The 17,004-nt window shown below is 32.9% G+C and carries 12 protein-coding genes and 2 pseudogenes; 5 read left to right on the top strand and 9 right to left on the bottom strand.

Going from position 1 to position 17,004, the window contains the following annotated elements:
- The 6 genes and pseudogenes from glmS to fabG all read right to left on the bottom strand — a co-directional run.
- Positions 1 to 1,497, bottom strand: a pseudogene (gene glmS, locus SULYE_RS00555) (glutamine--fructose-6-phosphate transaminase (isomerizing)); the annotation flags it as partial.
- A 297-nt stretch (positions 1,498 to 1,794) separates the two neighbouring features.
- Complete coding sequence (locus SULYE_RS00550; protein WP_007545513.1) at positions 1,795 to 2,538, bottom strand: pyridoxine 5'-phosphate synthase; 744 nt, start codon at positions 2,536 to 2,538, stop codon at positions 1,795 to 1,797.
- Entirely contained in the window at positions 2,535 to 3,278 is a 744-nt protein-coding gene (rnc, locus tag SULYE_RS00545) for a ribonuclease III (RefSeq protein WP_007545512.1), read from the bottom strand. The genes SULYE_RS00550 and rnc overlap by 4 nt, the downstream gene beginning before the upstream one ends.
- Positions 3,279 to 3,288: 10 nt before the next feature.
- The gene (gene fabF, locus SULYE_RS00540) at positions 3,289 to 4,533 is read right to left on the bottom strand and encodes a beta-ketoacyl-ACP synthase II (RefSeq protein WP_007545511.1); all 1,245 of its coding nucleotides are present in this window, start codon (positions 4,531 to 4,533) and stop codon (positions 3,289 to 3,291) included.
- Positions 4,534 to 4,538: 5 nt separating this feature from the next.
- On the bottom strand, positions 4,539 to 4,772 hold the full coding sequence (gene acpP / locus SULYE_RS00535; protein WP_007545510.1) for an acyl carrier protein: 234 nt from the start codon (positions 4,770 to 4,772) through the stop codon (positions 4,539 to 4,541).
- 28 nt (positions 4,773 to 4,800) lie between these two features.
- Entirely contained in the window at positions 4,801 to 5,541 is a 741-nt protein-coding gene (gene fabG / locus SULYE_RS00530) for a 3-oxoacyl-[acyl-carrier-protein] reductase (protein WP_007545508.1), read from the bottom strand.
- Positions 5,542 to 5,745: 204 nt separating this feature from the next.
- On the opposite strand from fabG, the gene SULYE_RS00525 reads away from it, so the two are divergent.
- From SULYE_RS00525 to SULYE_RS00515, 3 genes are all read left to right on the top strand, one after another.
- A complete protein-coding gene (locus tag SULYE_RS00525) occupies positions 5,746 to 9,075 on the top strand; it encodes a helicase-related protein (protein ID WP_007545507.1) in 3,330 nt (1,109 codons plus the stop codon).
- Between the two features lie 210 nt (positions 9,076 to 9,285).
- On the top strand, positions 9,286 to 12,897 hold the full coding sequence (locus tag SULYE_RS00520) for an Eco57I restriction-modification methylase domain-containing protein (RefSeq protein ID WP_007545505.1): 3,612 nt from the start codon (positions 9,286 to 9,288) through the stop codon (positions 12,895 to 12,897).
- Complete coding sequence (locus SULYE_RS00515) at positions 12,890 to 13,480, top strand: winged helix-turn-helix domain-containing protein (RefSeq protein WP_007545503.1); 591 nt, start codon at positions 12,890 to 12,892, stop codon at positions 13,478 to 13,480. Before SULYE_RS00520 ends, SULYE_RS00515 begins: the two co-directional genes overlap by 8 nt.
- A gap of 147 nt (positions 13,481 to 13,627) precedes the next feature.
- Here the strand turns inward: SULYE_RS00515 and ruvA are convergent, their stop codons facing one another.
- The 3 genes from ruvA to SULYE_RS00500 are packed head-to-tail and all read right to left on the bottom strand — an operon-like array spanning position 13,628 to position 15,633.
- Complete coding sequence (ruvA, locus tag SULYE_RS00510; RefSeq protein ID WP_007545501.1) at positions 13,628 to 14,167, bottom strand: Holliday junction branch migration protein RuvA; 540 nt, start codon at positions 14,165 to 14,167, stop codon at positions 13,628 to 13,630.
- Positions 14,160 to 15,224 (bottom strand): 23S rRNA (adenine(2503)-C(2))-methyltransferase RlmN, encoded by a 1,065-nt coding sequence (rlmN, locus tag SULYE_RS00505; RefSeq protein WP_007545500.1) that lies wholly within the window; start codon positions 15,222 to 15,224, stop codon positions 14,160 to 14,162. The genes ruvA and rlmN overlap by 8 nt, the downstream gene beginning before the upstream one ends.
- The gene (locus tag SULYE_RS00500) at positions 15,214 to 15,633 is read right to left on the bottom strand and encodes a Mov34/MPN/PAD-1 family protein (RefSeq protein WP_007545498.1); all 420 of its coding nucleotides are present in this window, start codon (positions 15,631 to 15,633) and stop codon (positions 15,214 to 15,216) included. Before SULYE_RS00500 ends, rlmN begins: the two co-directional genes overlap by 11 nt.
- A gap of 217 nt (positions 15,634 to 15,850) precedes the next feature.
- Here SULYE_RS00500 and pyrF point away from each other — a divergent pair, with 217 nt between their 5' ends.
- Both pyrF and SULYE_RS00490 read left to right on the top strand, forming a co-directional pair.
- On the top strand, positions 15,851 to 16,534 hold the full coding sequence (gene pyrF, locus SULYE_RS00495; protein ID WP_007545496.1) for an orotidine-5'-phosphate decarboxylase: 684 nt from the start codon (positions 15,851 to 15,853) through the stop codon (positions 16,532 to 16,534).
- A pseudogene (locus SULYE_RS00490) lies at positions 16,534 to 16,986 on the top strand (DNA methyltransferase); the annotation flags it as partial. The gene pyrF and the pseudogene SULYE_RS00490, both read left to right, overlap by 1 nt.
- Positions 16,987 to 17,004: the final 18 nt, after the last annotated feature.

Below are 17,004 nucleotides of genomic sequence, written 5' to 3'. Positions count from 1 at the left end.
CCGTGTTTCATTTCTCCGGCAGGGTATCTTCTGCATGGATGTAAGAGATTTCTTTAAGTTTTAATGCTCCTTCAAACGCTATAGGATAATTTAAACCTCTACTAAGAATAGAAAATCCTTAGCATTATGGTATTTATAAGATATTTCTTCTATGACCTTATCTTCTTTTAAAACATCGTTTATAAGTACTGGTAAATGGTTTAACTTTTTATGATACTCTTCAAATTCTGACGCTGTTATATTTCCTCTTTCAAGACCTGATTTTAAAGCAAAAAGCAATAACGTAATTAACTGGGCTGTAAAAGTTTTTGTTGCTGCAACTCCAATCTCCGGACCGCAGTAGGTGTATAAAACATAATCACTTTCTCTTGATAAAGAGCTACCTACTACGTTGACGATAGACAGAACTTTTGCTCCTTTTTTTCTTGCATCGATTGCTGCAAATCTTGTGTCTGCCGTTTCTCCAGATTGGCTGATTGCTATAATCAATGTTTTATCTGAAACCGGAAAGTCTCTGTATCTAAACTCAGAAGCATAATCAACTACAACCGGTATTTTTACATACTTTTCTATCCAGAATTTGCCGACCAATCCCGCATGGTATGATGTTCCACAAGCTATGATTACAATGTTTTGAATTCTATCTAACTGTCTAAAAACAGGATTATCTAAGTTTGAGAAAAAGCCTGTAAGCGTATCTGTTATTGTTCTTGGTTGTTCGTATATTTCTTTTAACATGAAGTGTTTATAACCACCTTTTTCAGCAGCAGCTATGTCCCAGTTCACAGTAAACGGCTTTTTTTCTTTTTTATTTCCGTTTACATCGTAAATTTCTACTTTATCTTTTGTTAAAACTGCTATTTCTTCATCATCAAGAGTAATGAATCTCTTAGTGTATTCTAAAACCGCCGGTATGTCTGAAGCTATAAAGTTTTCACCTTCTCCAAGTCCAACGATTAAAGGACTACCTTTTCTTAGTCCAATTATTTTATCCGGCTCTAAGGTAGAGATAACTCCAATAGCATAAGCTCCTTCAAGCTGTTTTGCCACTTTTAAAACAGTATTTAAAAGATTTCCATCGTATAAATCTTCTACAAGATGTGCGATTACTTCTGTATCTGTTTGGGATTTAAAAGTATAACCTTTCTTTATAAGCATTTCTTTTAATGAAGCGTGGTTTTCTATAATTCCGTTGTGAACTACTGCTATGGTTCCACTTTTACTTATATGTGGATGGGCGTTTTCTATGGATGGTGGCCCATGGGTTGCCCATCTTGTATGTGCTATACCAATTGAACCTTTTATATCTTTACCCCATAAATACTCTTGTAGGTCCTTTACCTTACCAACCTGCTTTTCGATAATTATCTGTTTTTTATTTTCATCTAAAACAGCGATACCTGCAGAATCATACCCTCTATACTCTAACCTCTGAAGTCCGTGAAGCAGCACTGGCACTGCTTTTCTATGTCCTATATAACCAACGATTCCGCACATTTATTATTTCCTCCAGACTATTTTGATGATATAAGTAAATAAACCATCAAATATATTGTATTCTTTATACGATGGGTAAGAAATTTAATAAAAATATGAGATTCTTCGCTTCGCTCAGAATGACGAATAAGGCTCTCCTTTCTTTGATGCTTATTATTTAACCTTTGGTCGTCATCCTGAGGACGTAAGTCCGAAGGATTTTCTTTTTAAATTCTATTAAATCACCAATTTCTCACCCCAACATATATAAACAACCTATTTTAAGCAACGCTTAATGTGTATTCATTAATGTTTAACCTATTCACTTTTTAATTCTTTCCTTGCATTTAAGATTATCTCTTTCATCCTCCTTACTGCTTCGTATAATCCTAAGAATATAGCATTTGAAATAATAGAATGTCCTATGTTTAATTCTTCAATTTCTTTTATTTTTGCTATCTCTGAAACATTCTGATACGTTAGACCATGTCCTGCATACACTTTTAGACCTTTTTCCTTAGCATATTTTGCAGCTTTTTTTATTCTTTCAAGTTCTTTTTCTACGTTTTTGCCATAAGCATTTGCGTACTCGCCTGTGTGTATCTCTATCGCATCAGCACCTATCTCTACAGATGCGTCTATCTGTTTAAAGTCTGGGTCTATGAATAAGCTAACAGTAATACCTTGCTGTTTAATTGGTTTGATAAAATCTTTAAGATAATCTAACATAGACACAACATCCAATCCGCCCTCTGTAGTAATTTCTTGTCTTTTTTCCGGGACTAAGGTGACGTTGTTTGGTAGTGCTTCCAATGCTATATTTTGCATCTCATAGGTCGGTGCCATTTCTAAATTTATCGGGATATTTGTGTCTTTTAATTCACACTTTAATCTAAATAAGTCTTCATCTTGTATGTGTCTTCTGTCTTCTCTTAGATGTAATGTTATTTGGTCAGCTCCTGCTTCAATGGCTATTAAAGCTCCTTTTACTGGGTCTGGTTCTGTTGTTTTTCTTGCCTCTCTAAGGGTTGCTATATGGTCTATATTAACTCCAAGTCTCATTCCTGCTTACCTTCGGATTTTAGTTTTTTGAACGCTTCTTTTGCCGCCTTTGCTTCTGCTTCTTTCTTTGATTTTCCTTTTCCTGTTGTTTTTATCTCTTCAACATGACATTCTACTGTAAACGTTTTATCATGCTCTGGACCTTCTGATGAGATTAATTTATATGTTGGTATTTTACCATAAAGTCTTTGAGTTTCTATCTGTAAAAGAGATTTATAATCTCTTGGTAGATTTTCCTGCTGTATGTCATTTATGACTATTTCTTTAAAATTTTTGTTGAATATCTCTCTTGGTATATCTAAATTGTACTGACAGTCTGTGTATATTGCCCCAAAAACTGCTTCAAACACATCGCAAAGGAGTGACTCTCTCTCTGCTCCTTTTTGGTATTTTTCACCTTTGCTTATCAAAACAAAATCTTGGAAATTTACATTTCTTGCCAATTTTGACAAGTAAGCTTCACTTACAATAGCAGACCTGTACTGAGAAAGCTCTCCCTCTCTTGCATAGGGAAACTGTTTTATAAGGATTTCACTGATGATTAAAGATATAACTGCGTCTCCAAGAAATTCTAAAACTTCATAATCTTGTATTTTTTTATGGTATTCAGCTACAAAAGACCTATGAGTTATGGCTGCTAACAGTAGAGATTTATCTTTAAAAGTATATCCGATGATTTCTTCAAGCTGTTTTATTTTATCTTTAAACTCTCCGACCGATTCGTAGTTTTTTTCTTCCATATCAATTTATTCAATTTTCAAAAGCTTTAAATGCTAAGCAAGCATTGGTTCCACCAAATCCAAATGAGTTAGATATTGCAACTTTTACAGGATATTCTATAGCTTTGTTTGGCACATAATCTAAATCACATTCAGGGTCTGGATGTTCGTAGTTTATCGTTGGTGGAATAACTCCATTTTTGATAGTTAAAACAGTTGCAACTGCTTCAACTGCACCTGCTGCACCAAGAAGATGTCCTATCATTGATTTGTTTGAGCTAACTTTTAGTTTGTATGCATGGTCTTTAAATACTTCCTTTATTGCCAATGTTTCTATTTTATCGTTTAATGGAGTAGATGTTCCGTGAGCGTTAATATAATCAACCTCATCTGGGTTGATTCTTGCATCGTTAAGAGCCATCATTATAACTCTTTTTGCACCATCTGCATCAGCACATGGAGCTGTAATATGATAAGCATCACCTGTCAATCCATATCCTACGACTTCAGCATAGATTTTAGCTCCTCTTTTCTTTGCATGTTCTAACTCTTCTAAAACCAATATGCCGGCACCTTCACCCATTACAAAGCCGTCTCTCTCTGCATCAAATGGTCTTGATGCTTTTTGAGGCTCATCATTTCTTGTTGATAAAGCTTTCATGTTAGCAAATCCGGCAATTCCAAGCGGTGTAATAGCAGATTCTGTTCCGCCTGCTATCATAATGTCGGCATCACCTCTTTGAATTATTTTAAATGCATCGCCAATAGAATGTGTTCCTGTCGCACATGCTGTTACAACGCAAGAGTTCGGACCTTTAAACCCAAACTCTATGGATATGTAACCTGACGCCATATTAGAGATTCCGGAAGGGATAAAGAAAGGAGAAACTCTCCTTACTCCTTTTTCCATCACTACTTTCTGTTGTTCTTCAATATCCCTCAAGCCGCCGATACCGGTTCCGACTATAACACCAGCCTTTGTTAAGTCAATCTTGTCAAGTTCTAATCCAGAGTCTTGTATTGCTTCTTTTGCTGCTATTACAGCAAACTTAACAAAATCACTCATTCTTTTTAATTCCTTGGAATCTAAAAATTGCTCTGGATTTAGATTTTTAACTTCTCCGGCTATGATTACAGGTAATCCTATAGCAACCGGGTCAAACCTTTTGATTACGTCTATACCACTAACACCCGCAACAAGATTTGACCAAAAGTCTTTTACGTTATTACCTATTGGTGTTACAGCCCCTAAACCAGTAACGACGACTCTTCTCATATCTATTACCCTTGTTTTGATTTAATATAATCTAAAACATCTTTAACAGTTGCTATTTTTTCAGCATCTTCATCCGGGATTTCAATGCCAAACTCTTCTTCAAAAGCCATGATTAATTCAACTACGTCTAAAGAATCTGCCCCTAAATCATCTACAAATCTTGCTTCAGGTGTGATTTTTTCAATATCAACACCAAGTTGGTCTGCTATAATCTCTTTTACTCTTTGCTCAACCGACATTTTTATTACCTCCTATATTTGAAATTTTTTAATACATTCCACCGTTTACGTGAATAACTTCACCTGTTATATAACTTGCCAAATCGGATGCTAAGAATATTACAACGTTTGCAACGTCCTCCGGCTTTCCAAATCTGTTTAATGGTATTTGTTTAAGATATTGAGCTTTAATATCTTCCGGAAGTTCTGCTGTCATATCAGTTTCTATAAAGCCGGGAGCAACTGCGTTAACTGTGATATTTCTTGATGCAAGTTCTTTTGCTAAGGATTTTGTAAATCCTATTAATCCAGCTTTTGTAGCTGCGTAGTTTGCCTGTCCTATATTTCCAATAAAACCAATAATAGAGCTTATATTTATAATCCTTCCATATCTTTGTTTAATCATTAGTTTTACAACTTGTTGAGTGACTTTAAACGTACCGTTTAGGTTTACATTGATAACGCTGTTCCAATCTTCTTCTTTCATTCTGATAAAAAGTGTATCTTTTGTAATTCCTGCATTGTTAACAAGTATATCAATTTTTCCTTGTGTAAAGCTGTTTATCTCTTCAAAGCTTTCTGAGATATCTCCGGTCAAATCTAAATCTATTCCAAATGCTTTAACGTTATATTCTTTTTCAATATTATTTGCCAAAACTTCAGCTGATTTTCTATCTCTACCGGTAATGATTACATTAGCTCCAAGCTTTGCAAATTCTACTGCGATCGCTTTACCAATGCCTCTTGTAGAGCCTGTTATGAGTGCATTTTTACCAGCAAAATTTAGCATTTTAACCTCATTTTGATAAAAAATTGTTAATATTTTACCATAAAATGATGAAACTTTAGTCATATTGTGAAATGTTGTGATAGATGACATATGAAGGGCTAAAAATACTTTTCACTTCTCATTTTCTCGCATCTTTTGAATTTTCAGCCGTATATAATATATGTAAAAATTTTTAATGTAGATTAATAAAAGAGGTTTACAGCCTTGAGCACATTTATAACCAATCATGGAAACAAAGACCTTAAAAAAAGACTGCAAGAGCTTATAGAAGTCAGCACAGAGCTTAAATTTCTTGTTGGGTTTTTCTATTTCTCAGGGATAAAAGAATTCTACGAAACTTTAAAAAAGCTATACGACGAAGGCAAGCTTTCACAGGAGCATATAAAAATCTTAGTTGGATTAAACGTAGACAAAGGTGGCTATGGACTGTATGAAGCAGCAACAAAGCTTAAAAGTAAAGACGAGTATTTTCAAGCTTTAATAAACTCTATAAAGACAGCATTCACAAGTCAAGAGTTAGATAATGAAGATATATACGAGCAAGTTAGGTTTTTCGTAAAACTTTTAGAAGAAAAAATAATAGTCATAAGAAAGACCTGGGAGCCGAATCATTCAAAGCTTTATTTATTTAAAACAAAAGAAACATCTGCACCCCTTCTTTTTATAACAGGCAGCAGCAACCTAACAAGGGCGGGACTTGTAAGTCAAAATGAGTTTAACGTTGAGATAAAAGACTATGGATTTGAAGAGGCAGAAAAGTATTTTGATGATTTATGGAAAGATTCAATAGCATTGTCAGAAGATGATGTGAAAAAGCTTGTTTACACTATAAAAAATGAGACTGCTTTGAAAGATGTGGGCCCATTTTCAGCTTATGTTTATCTACTAAAAACATACATTGAAACCCATAAAACAAAAGATACGTTTAACGACCTTGTAAAGCTTATGGAAAGAAAAGGTTATAAACCTTACTCTTATCAATTAGAAGCTGTTTCTCAAGCTGTTGCAAACTGTAAATCTCACGGTGGAACGATTTTAGCGGATGTTGTAGGTCTTGGAAAAACCGTCGTTGCGTGCATGGTGGCGAAGGCATTAGGAAAAAGAGGTATAGTCATAGCACCGCCTCATCTTATTGGACCTGATGACAAATCTACAGGATGGAAAAAGTATTTAGAAGATTTTGAGCTGTATGGTTGGGAGGCTTTTTCTGTTGGAAAGTTAGATAAAGCTTTAGAGTTTGTTAGAGAACATGATAATATAGAGGTTGTAATAGTTGATGAAGCACACAGATTTAGAAATGAAAACACCCTTAGCTATCATTATCTTAAAGAGATATGCAGAGGAAAGACCGCCCTACTTCTAACAGCAACACCTTTTAACAACAGACCATCTGACATTTTCGCACTTTTAAAACTCTTTACCATACCAAAAAAATCAACCATTGTATTTGACGAAGACCTTAAATCTAAATTTGAAGAGTATGAAAGCCTTTTTAATAAACTTTCTTACATAAAAAACCATTACAACTCTCCAAACAAGAAAAAAAGAGAAAGAGCTTTAAACTACTACAAAGAAATTTTTGGTAAAAATAATGTAGTGGTAGAAATAGACAACGTAAAAACAGAGACTAAGGATTTAGCAAGACATATTAGGTCAATACTTGAACCGGTAGTAATAAGAAGAAATAGACTTGATTTGAAGCATTACAAAGAAAAGATTGACCTGCCAGAAGTTAAAGACCCAATAGAATGGTTTTATGAGCTTACAAAAGAGCAGTCAGAATTTTATGATGAAGTTATATCAGCTTTTGGCGAAGAAGAGCTGGGAGGAAGGTTCAAAGGTGCCATCTACATTCCAATTAAATATGAAAAAGGTATTAAAGATGATGATGAGCCTGAGTTAAAAGATGAAGAGAGCTTTTTACTTACGTATCAAAGAAACCTTTACGACTTTATGAGAAGGCTCTTAGTTAAAAGATTTGAAAGTAGCTTTGGCTCATTTTATGAAAGTATAAAAAGATTTAAAAGCATTCATGAAACAGCCTTAGATTTTATCAAAAAAACAAATAAGTTTATCCTTGATAGAAAACTAATGGAAGATTTAGCAGAGAAAGACTCGGATGAGATTTTGAAAGAGCTTGAAAAATATGAGCAAAATTTAAAAGAGCAAAAGACAAACGCTGAATATTACAAAGTTTACGACTTAAGCAAGTTTAAGCAAAAAGACAAATTCATAAGAGACATACAAAGCGATATAAAGCTGTTTGATGAGTTTTTACAGAAGATGGAAGAATTAAAACTTACACAAAACGACCCAAAGGCAGATAGACTTATAAAAGGCATTGAAGAGTTTTTGAAAGAAGGTAGAAAAGTTGTCATATTTACAGAATATACAGACACTGCAAAACATTTAGAGGAAACACTTAAAAGACATTTTAAAGATAAAGTTTTAGTGGCTTACGGAAACATAGGAAAAACAACCTTTGAAGAGATAGCAAAAAATTTTGATGCACAGTATAAATACCAAGAAAATAAATATAAAATCCTTCTCACAACGGATAAACTTTCTGAAGGATACAACCTAAACAGAGCAGGAGTAGTTATAAACTACGATATACCGTGGAACCCTGTTAGAGTTATACAGAGAGTTGGAAGGATAAACAGAATAGGTAAAAAAGTATACGATGAGATATACATAGTAAACTTCTTCCCAACAGAACAAGGAGCCGATATAGTAAGGTCTAAAGAAATAGCTCAAACAAAGATGTTTATGATTCATAGCATACTTAGAGAAGATGCTAAAATCTTTGACCCATCAGAAGAGCCAGAACCATCAAAACTCTACAAGAGATTAAACGAATACAAAGAAGATAAAGAAGAAAGCTTTTTTACAAAAGTTAGAGATGAACTTAGCCAGATAGAAGAGAGCCATCCAGAGGTTATAAAAGAAATACAAAACATGCCTCAAAGAGTAAAAACCGCCAAAAAGTCCGACAAAAACGAGCTTATGGTCTTTATAAGAAAAGGCAAAGACTTATTTGTAGGCTATAAAGATTATGCGGAAAGACAACCAAAAACGGTAAGCTTTGAAGAAGTTTATGAAAAGATAAAAGCTACTCCGGAGACAGAAAGATTGAAAGTATCAAAGGATTTTTGGAGTAATTACGAAATAGTTTTTGATAAAAAAGCATACACAAAAAGAAAATCTAAACCAAGAGCCATAGAAGAAAAAGCTCTTAATCTATTAAACGACTTGAAAGATAAAGACATTGGAGAATTAAAATCCTTTGTTTTAGCTTTAATTAAGGATATTGAGGAGTATTCAAGCCTTTCAGAGTATATCTTGCAAAAAATAATCAAGATTGAAAAGCATTCTGATAACATAGAAAAAGTAAAAAAAGAGTTAGAAGAGATTAAAAAAGAGATTGGAGAAGATTTTATAGAGAGAGTAGAAAGTCAGTTAAAATTGTTAGATTTAGAAAATCAAGAAGTTATTATGGCAGTAGAAAATCAGAAGTTTACAGATGAGATGTAGAAGGTAAAAGTTAGAGATTTTTCGCCGATTTGTAGAATGGCACCAGATGAGATCCTTCGGCCTTCGGCCTCAGGATGACAAAGAACGACCTAACGGTGTCATTCTGAGCGAAGCGAAGAATCTCTTGTTTTTTATTGATTTTCTCACCAAACGTATATTTAAATGCTATAATATCCTAAACATTAAATAAAAGATTGAGAAAATCAGCCGATGGAAAATAAACTTTCAGACCTTGCAAGAGATTTTTCACTTGAAAAATTAGAAAGATACTTATTAGACAAAGGATTTACTGTTGATATAAAGCCTGTTCTTGACATTCAAGATATTGAAGAAAAATACAGCGTATCAGACATAAAAGAAATTGGATATATCAGATTAAAGCAAAATTCAGATTTGGTAGTCTTTGCTATCAAAATTGATAATCTTACAGAAAGGACAAGTAAGAAAAGACAGTTTGATATTGCTAAAAGACTTTTAGGTCAAAAGTTTTATGGGCTGTTTATATTTTATGATGACAACAAAAACTTTAGACTTTCTTTTGTGTTTAAAACTACCCATGGCACAAAGGTAACGTATAGCCATTACAAAAGATTTACATTTTACGTAAGTCCAAATTTACCAAACAAAACGTTTATAAATCAGCTTAAAAAATGTGATTTTACAGATTTAGAGTCTATAAAACAAGCTTTCAGCACTCAACCTATCACGGAAGCGTTTTATGATGACCTTCAAAATTGGTATTACTACGCACTTGATAAAGTTAAATTTCCTGATGATTATAAATATTCTGATGACCCGGAAAAAGACAGAGAAATCAGAAACGCCCAAGGCTTAATCAGACTTTTAACAAGATTAATTTTTATATGGTTTTTGAAAGAAAAAGGTTTAGTACCAGACAAGTTATTTGATGAAAAAGAGCTAAAAAACATAGTCAAAGACTTTGGCAAAGGTAATAACTACTATAATGCAATTTTACAAAATCTATTCTTTGCAACACTAAACAGACCTATTAAAGAAAGAGGCTGGGCTGAAGATAAAGGCTTTCCTGCAAACAAAAAAGACTTTGGAGTAAAAAGCTTATACAGGTATGAAGATAAGTTTTTGATAAGTAAAGAAGAAGCTAAAAAGCTGTTTGAAGACATTCCATTTATAAACGGTGGACTTTTTGATTGTTTGGATAAAGATAAAGTTTATATAGATGGATTTTCAAGAAATGAAAAGAAACAAGCTAAAATCAGTGATGAGTTGTTTTTTAACGAAAAAGGAAAAACAGTTGATTTATCCAAGTATGGTTTAAGCAAAAATGCAGAAGTTAGAGGACTTATTAATATCTTAAAGAGCTATAACTTTACAACAGATGAAGCAACTCCAATAGACCAAGAGATAGCCCTTGACCCGGAGCTGCTTGGAAAAGTATTTGAAAATCTTCTTGCAAGCTACAATCCAGAAACTAATACAACAGCAAGAAAGGCAACAGGTAGCTACTACACACCAAGAGAGATAGTAGATTATATGGTAGAAGAGAGTCTAAGAGAATATCTAAAAACAAAAGTACCGGAAGCAGAAAATATTCTTGATGACCTATTCTCTTATTCTGATAATGAATTAGAAATTTCAGATGATTTAAGAAAAAAACTAATTCAAGCAATAGACCAAGTAAAGATAATAGACCCTGCCTGTGGCTCCGGTGCCTTTCCGATGGGAATTCTTCATAAGCTTGTGTTTTTACTTCAAAAGCTTGACCCGTCTAATAAAGTTTGGTATGAGATACAGGTAGATAGAATTAAGAAAGAAAGCAAAGAAGCATTAGAAATAGCAAAAGATGAAAACACTTTAAAAGAGCTGTTAAACGAAGTGAAAGAACATTTTGACGAAAGCATAAACTATCCAGACTATGCAAGAAAGCTATATCTCATAGAAAACTGTATATATGGAGTAGATATTCAGCCAATAGCTATACAGATTAGCAAGCTAAGATTTTTTATATCTCTGATATTAGACCAGAAAGTAGATAGAGAAAAGCCAAACTTTGGAATTTTAACCTTGCCAAATCTTGAGACTAAGTTTATCTCTGCAAATGCTTTGATTGGATTAGAAAAGCCCATTCAAAAATCTTTAAGAAGTCAGGAGATAGAAAAGTTAGAGCAAGAGCTGAAGTTTTTAAGACATAGATATTTTAGAATTAAGTCAAGAATTGAAAAAATTCAATTGCAGAATAAAGATAAAGAGCTGAGAGAAAAGCTAAAGAATGCTTTGATTAATGATGGTTGGAGTGATAAAGTAGCTGAAAAGATAGCTAACTTTGATATTTTTGACCAAAATGCATCTGCTGATTGGTTTGACCCAGAGTGGATGTTTGGAGTAGTTGATGGCTTTGATATTGTGATTGGTAATCCGCCGTATGTAAGACAGGAAAAGATAAAACCAATTAAACCAATTTTACAAAAACAAAACTACGAAGTCTTTACATCAACAGCAGACCTTTATGTTTATTTCTATGAAAAAGGCTATAAGTTATTAAAAGAGCAAGGAATTTTAGCATACATAACAAGCAACAAATGGATGAGAGCTAAGTATGGAGAGAAGTTAAGGAAGTTTTTAAAAGAAAAAACAGCTATTTTAGAGATTATAGATTTTAGTGGTTATAAAGTTTTTGAGCAAACGGTAGATACTAACATTTTGATTTTTAGAAAGGAAAAGCCAAGCAAGGATCATGTTTTTAGATTTTTAGAGGTTAAAGGTGATATTGAAGATATTGAGGAGTATTTAAGAAAAGGTAAATCAAAGTTGATTGAACTAACTACTGGCAAAGGAGTTGAGTATTTAGATAGTTGGTCTCAGGTAGATACATGGCAGGAACTTAGAACATGGCAAACAATGTATCAAAATAAGCTTTCTGATAATGCTTGGACGCTTGGAGATGAAAGTGTTTTAAGTTTAAAAGACAAGATTGAAAAAGTAGGAAAATCTTTAAAAGATTGGAATGTAAAGATTTATAGAGGAGTATTAACAGGCTATAATGATGCTTTCATAATAGACACAGAAACAAGAAATAGAATTTTAGAAAACTGTAAGGATGAAGAAGAGAGAAAGAGAACAGAAGAGATTATTAAGCCAGTTTTGAGAGGTAGAGATATTAAGAGGTGGAGGTATAAGTGGGCGGGATTGTGGATAATAGTTATACCTGCTGGCTGGACTAACAAGCATAGAGGAAGAAAAAATCCAGAGGAGTTTTTTAAAGAAAGTTTTTCATCTTTATACAATCATTTTATGAGCTTTTCTAATGTAAAAGGTAAAGGTAAAGGACTTTTTGATAGAGACGATCAAGGCGATTACTGGTGGGAATTAAGACATTGTGATTACTACTCAGAATTTGAAAAAGAAAAGATAGTGTGGGCTGAAACCTCTGATAAAATTAAAATGGCAATAGTGCCTCAAGGTATTTATCTATTAAAGACTTGTTTTATGCTTATTGGTGGTAATCTAAAATTTATTGTAGGTGTTGCAAATTCTAAATTAATAGATTGGTATATTAGACAATCAATACACAAACTTGGTGGAAAAGGTATTTATGTATCAGGTTATTTTATGGAACAACTCCCTCTTCCCCCAATCACAAAAGAAAACCAACACATAGCAGACCAAATAGTCCAAAAAGTAGACCAAATCCTAAGCCTTACCCAATCTGAAGATTATGACACAAACCAAGAAAAACAACAACATGTAAAAAATCTTGAGCATGAGATAGACCAGCTGGTTTACAAGCTTTACGGATTAACAGAAGAAGAAATAAAAATAATTGAAGGAGGATATAATGGATAAAAATGAAGTAAACACTGCTTTTGAAATACTGCTTGAAGAGATTGAAGAAGTTTTTAATACGATAAGCAAGGAAGGAGAAGAATCTTTTAAAACTCGGGATTTTGATAAAGCAAAAACACTTATTGAATATGGCGAACGATTAAAATATTTTAGAGAAAAAGTAAAAACACTTCAAAGAGAATGGCAAACAATTTTCAGTGAAAGAATACCAACCAGTGGGCAGAAAAGACAGGCAAAAGGAAGACTTGAGAGGGGATTGAGAACTCCTGAGGAGAGTTATGTAATGCCTATTTTAGAATCTGTCATTGAATTAGGCGGAAAGGCAGAGATGAAAGATGTCTTAAACCTTGTGCATGAAAAAATGAAAAATATCTTAAATAGTTATGATTATGAACCTCTTCCATCTAATCCGAAACAGAAACGATGGGAAAATACTGCCCAATGGGCAAGAAATACAATGGTCAATGAAGGACTTCTTGCTAAAGATTCTCCACGGGGAATTTGGGAGATAACAGAGAAAGGAAGAAAATTCTATGAAGAAAATAAACAATCTTGGCAGGCAGGTATAAACAATAAAGGATAAGAAATCGGTAGTCTTTTATAGAATTTAAAAAAGAGATCTTCAGATCAAAGTCTCCAGGATGGCAAAGTTATCCAAAGCTATCATTCTACAATCATACGAAAAATTTCCTAATTTTATTGAATTTCTTATCATTTCTTAAAAATCACTTCAAAAACTACTTAATATGGAAATTGCCTTTTTTAACGCTTCTTTAATGTCTTTTGTTTCTTTCAAAACTTTTTTTGCAACTTTTACAGACTCTTTTTTATCATATCCTAAGTTTACCAATGCAGAAACTAATTGATTTAGCTCATCTGATTCGCTAAACTCTATCTTTCCTTTTAACTCTACTATTATTCTTTGTGCTGTTTTATTGCCTATTCCTTGAATTTCTGTAAGCTTATCAACATCTCCATTTTCTATAATTTCAATAAACTCTTCTACAGAAAAATTAGAAATAATACTTAGTGCATGCTTTACTCCAACGCCATGAATTTGAATGAGCTTTAAAAATAAATCTCTTTCTTCTTCTGAAACAAATCCTAAGAGTTTTACATCTTCTTGCCTTACAAGCAAATAAGTATAGACAATATTTTCTTTGAATTTTTCACTGTCCGGAACTTCTACTAAAAGACCAAATCCAAGTTTTTCTATGACTATATGATTTTTACCTTTCTTTGTTATTTTTCCTTTTATGTAATCAAACATTTATCAAATCTACCGCTTTTTTCCTTAGTTGTCCGCATGCAGCGTCTATATCTCTTCCTTTGCTCCATCTAATAAATGTAGCAATATTGTTATCCCAAAGAATTTTTTCAAACTTTAAAACTCTTTCTTCCTCTGGTCTTTCAAATTCTGCTGAAGGATACGGATTAAATGGTATCAGATTTACTTTAAATCTGTGTTTGTCTTTCTTTAAAAGATTTACAAGTCTTTTAGCGTCTTGCTCTGAGTCGTTTACACCTTTTATTAAAACATATTCAAGGGTTATTCTCCAACCCGGTTTAAGTGGTATACTTCTTAATAGATCCATAAGGTCTTGAAGTGTGTTTGTTTGTGATATTGGCATTAAAAATGCTCTTTGATCTTGATTTGATGCGTTTAATGATACTGCAAGCTTAACTTCTGGGAATTCTTTATCTTCGTACATCCTTTTTATCTGATGAAGTATTCCACTTGAAGAGATTGTTATTTTTCTATGGGATAATCCTACCATATCAGGATGGGTAAAGATTTGAACAGATTTTTTTACATTTTCATAGTTTGCCAAAGGCTCACCCATTCCCATGTAAACTATGTTTGATATTCTATTTTCTTCTTCATCTCCTAAGAATCTTTGAACGTTAATATACTGCTCAACGATTTCGGCTGTTTCTAAATTTCTGATAAGTCCGTCTTTTGTAGTAAAGCAGAATTTACAACCTACGGCACAACCAACTTGCGTTGAAACACACAAAGTTTTGTGGTTTTTTTCGTTTATCAAAACGGTTTCTATTGTGTTTCCATCCTTAAGCTTCCATAAAAATTTTATACTTCCATCTATTTTTGATTGCTGGTACATAACCAATTCTAAAGCATTAAATTCTGTATTTTCTTTCAAGTAATTTCTTATATCTTTTGATAAATCAGTCATTTCATCGTAAGAGCTGGCTTTTTTCTTATACAGCCATTTTGCTATTTGCTTAGCTCTAAACTTTTGCCAGCCTTTTTCTACTACAAAATTTTCAAGCTCTTTTAAATTAAAATTTTTTAAATTAACTTTCATCTACTTCCTCTTGTACAAATTTATTATCTTCTAAGTACCAACTTTTGTAGGATACAGGTTCTCCATTTTGTACTGATACTATGATATAAGATAAGTCTTCTAAAGCAAACTGCAAATCTGTTTGCGATGGTCTATCCGGATGGTCTGGGTGTGAATGATAAACTCCTACAATTTGCAAACCTTTACTATCTGCGTACTGCTCAACTTTCATATAATCTTTTGGTGATATATCAAACCTGTCATTTGCCCTTTCTTTGTTTTGATTTTCTACCTGGATAACTTCTAAAACTTCTCTTGTATTGGATGAATAATCCATTTTTCCAATCAAAAATCCGCAGATTTCAAGAGGATATCCCTCTTTTGCCTGCCTTTTTATCTCTTCTATGTGCTGTTTTTTTATTTTAAGCATAGTGTTTTTACCGTGAATTTGTTTTTGTGTTTATAGTATAAAAGAAAGGTAGATTAAAATCAATGAGATGTAAGATTTGAGAAGGTGGGCTTTAGACTATCTATTACAAAATTCATTTAGATGAGATTAAAAAATCTGCCGGTAGAAAATGAGATTTGATTTTGGCATGATTCTTGTAGTAGAATTATAAAATTATAAACGAATAGGAGTTTAAATTTTGAAAAAGTTAGCTCTTGCTCTTGATGTAAGCGATATCAACCAAGCATTAGGAATCGTTGATGAAATCCAAGATAAAATTATCATTAAGATAGGCTATAACCTTTTTATTAAAGGTGGAATTAATTTTGTAAAACAGATTAAAGACAAAGGATTTGAGATATTTTTAGATTTAAAACTTCACGATATACCAAACACTGTTTATAACGGTGTAAAAGCTGTATCAGAAATTGGTGTTAATTATTTAACGATACATTCTCTTGGCGGTCAAGAGATGATTCAGCAAGCTGTAAAAGCAAAAGAAGGAACAGATTTAAAAATCTTAGCTGTAACTATCTTAACAAGTCATGATGAAAACTATCCAAAATTACTTGGCTCTTCTTTATCAGTCCCAGATTTGGCTTATAGATTGGCAGATATGGCAGTTAGCAATGGTTCAGATGGAATAGTTTGCTCAAGTCATGAAGTAAAGTTTTTAAAAGAACATATACAAAAACCATTTATTGCAGTTGTTCCGGGTATAAGACTTACAAAAGAAAAAACGGATGACCAAACAAGAATAGCAACGCCGGAAGAAGCTCTAAGAGATGGTGCAGATATAATAGTTGTCGGAAGACCTATTTTAAAAGCGCAAGACAGGAATAAAATTATTAAAGAAATATTGAGCGTTATAGAGGAAATGTGATGTTGATGGAAGATAGATTTGTAAGCTTAAAAGAAGCTTCAACTTGGGCTTCAAATTATTTAAACAAAGATATAAAAATTTCAAATATCTCTTATTTGGTTCAATATGGAAGAATTAGAAAATATGGAAATAACGGGGAAGTTTTAGTAAGTTTAAAAGAGCTTAAAGAATATTATGATAAGACTTACAAAATAAATCAGCAGAAAGAAGAAAATATAAACTGGAGTTTATCTTTTGCAGAATACTCTGAAGCGGAAAGGACAAAACACGTTCATAGAATCCATCCATACAAAGGTAAATTTATTCCGCAATTAGTTGAATATTTCTTAGATTCTCATACAGATTCTTTTAAAAAGGAAGTTTACTTTAAGGCGGGAGATATAGTCTTAGATCCTTTTTGCGGAAGCGGGACAACGCTTGTTCAAGCCAATGAACTTGGTATCCATGCAGTAGAATAGATATCTCTCAAT

It is taken from the genome of Sulfurihydrogenibium yellowstonense SS-5 (genome assembly GCF_000173615.1).
GTDB lineage: Bacteria > Aquificota > Aquificia > Aquificales > Hydrogenothermaceae > Sulfurihydrogenibium > Sulfurihydrogenibium yellowstonense.
Note: the sequence above shows the minus strand (reverse complement) of the source record. Positions and strands in the feature narration are given on the sequence as shown.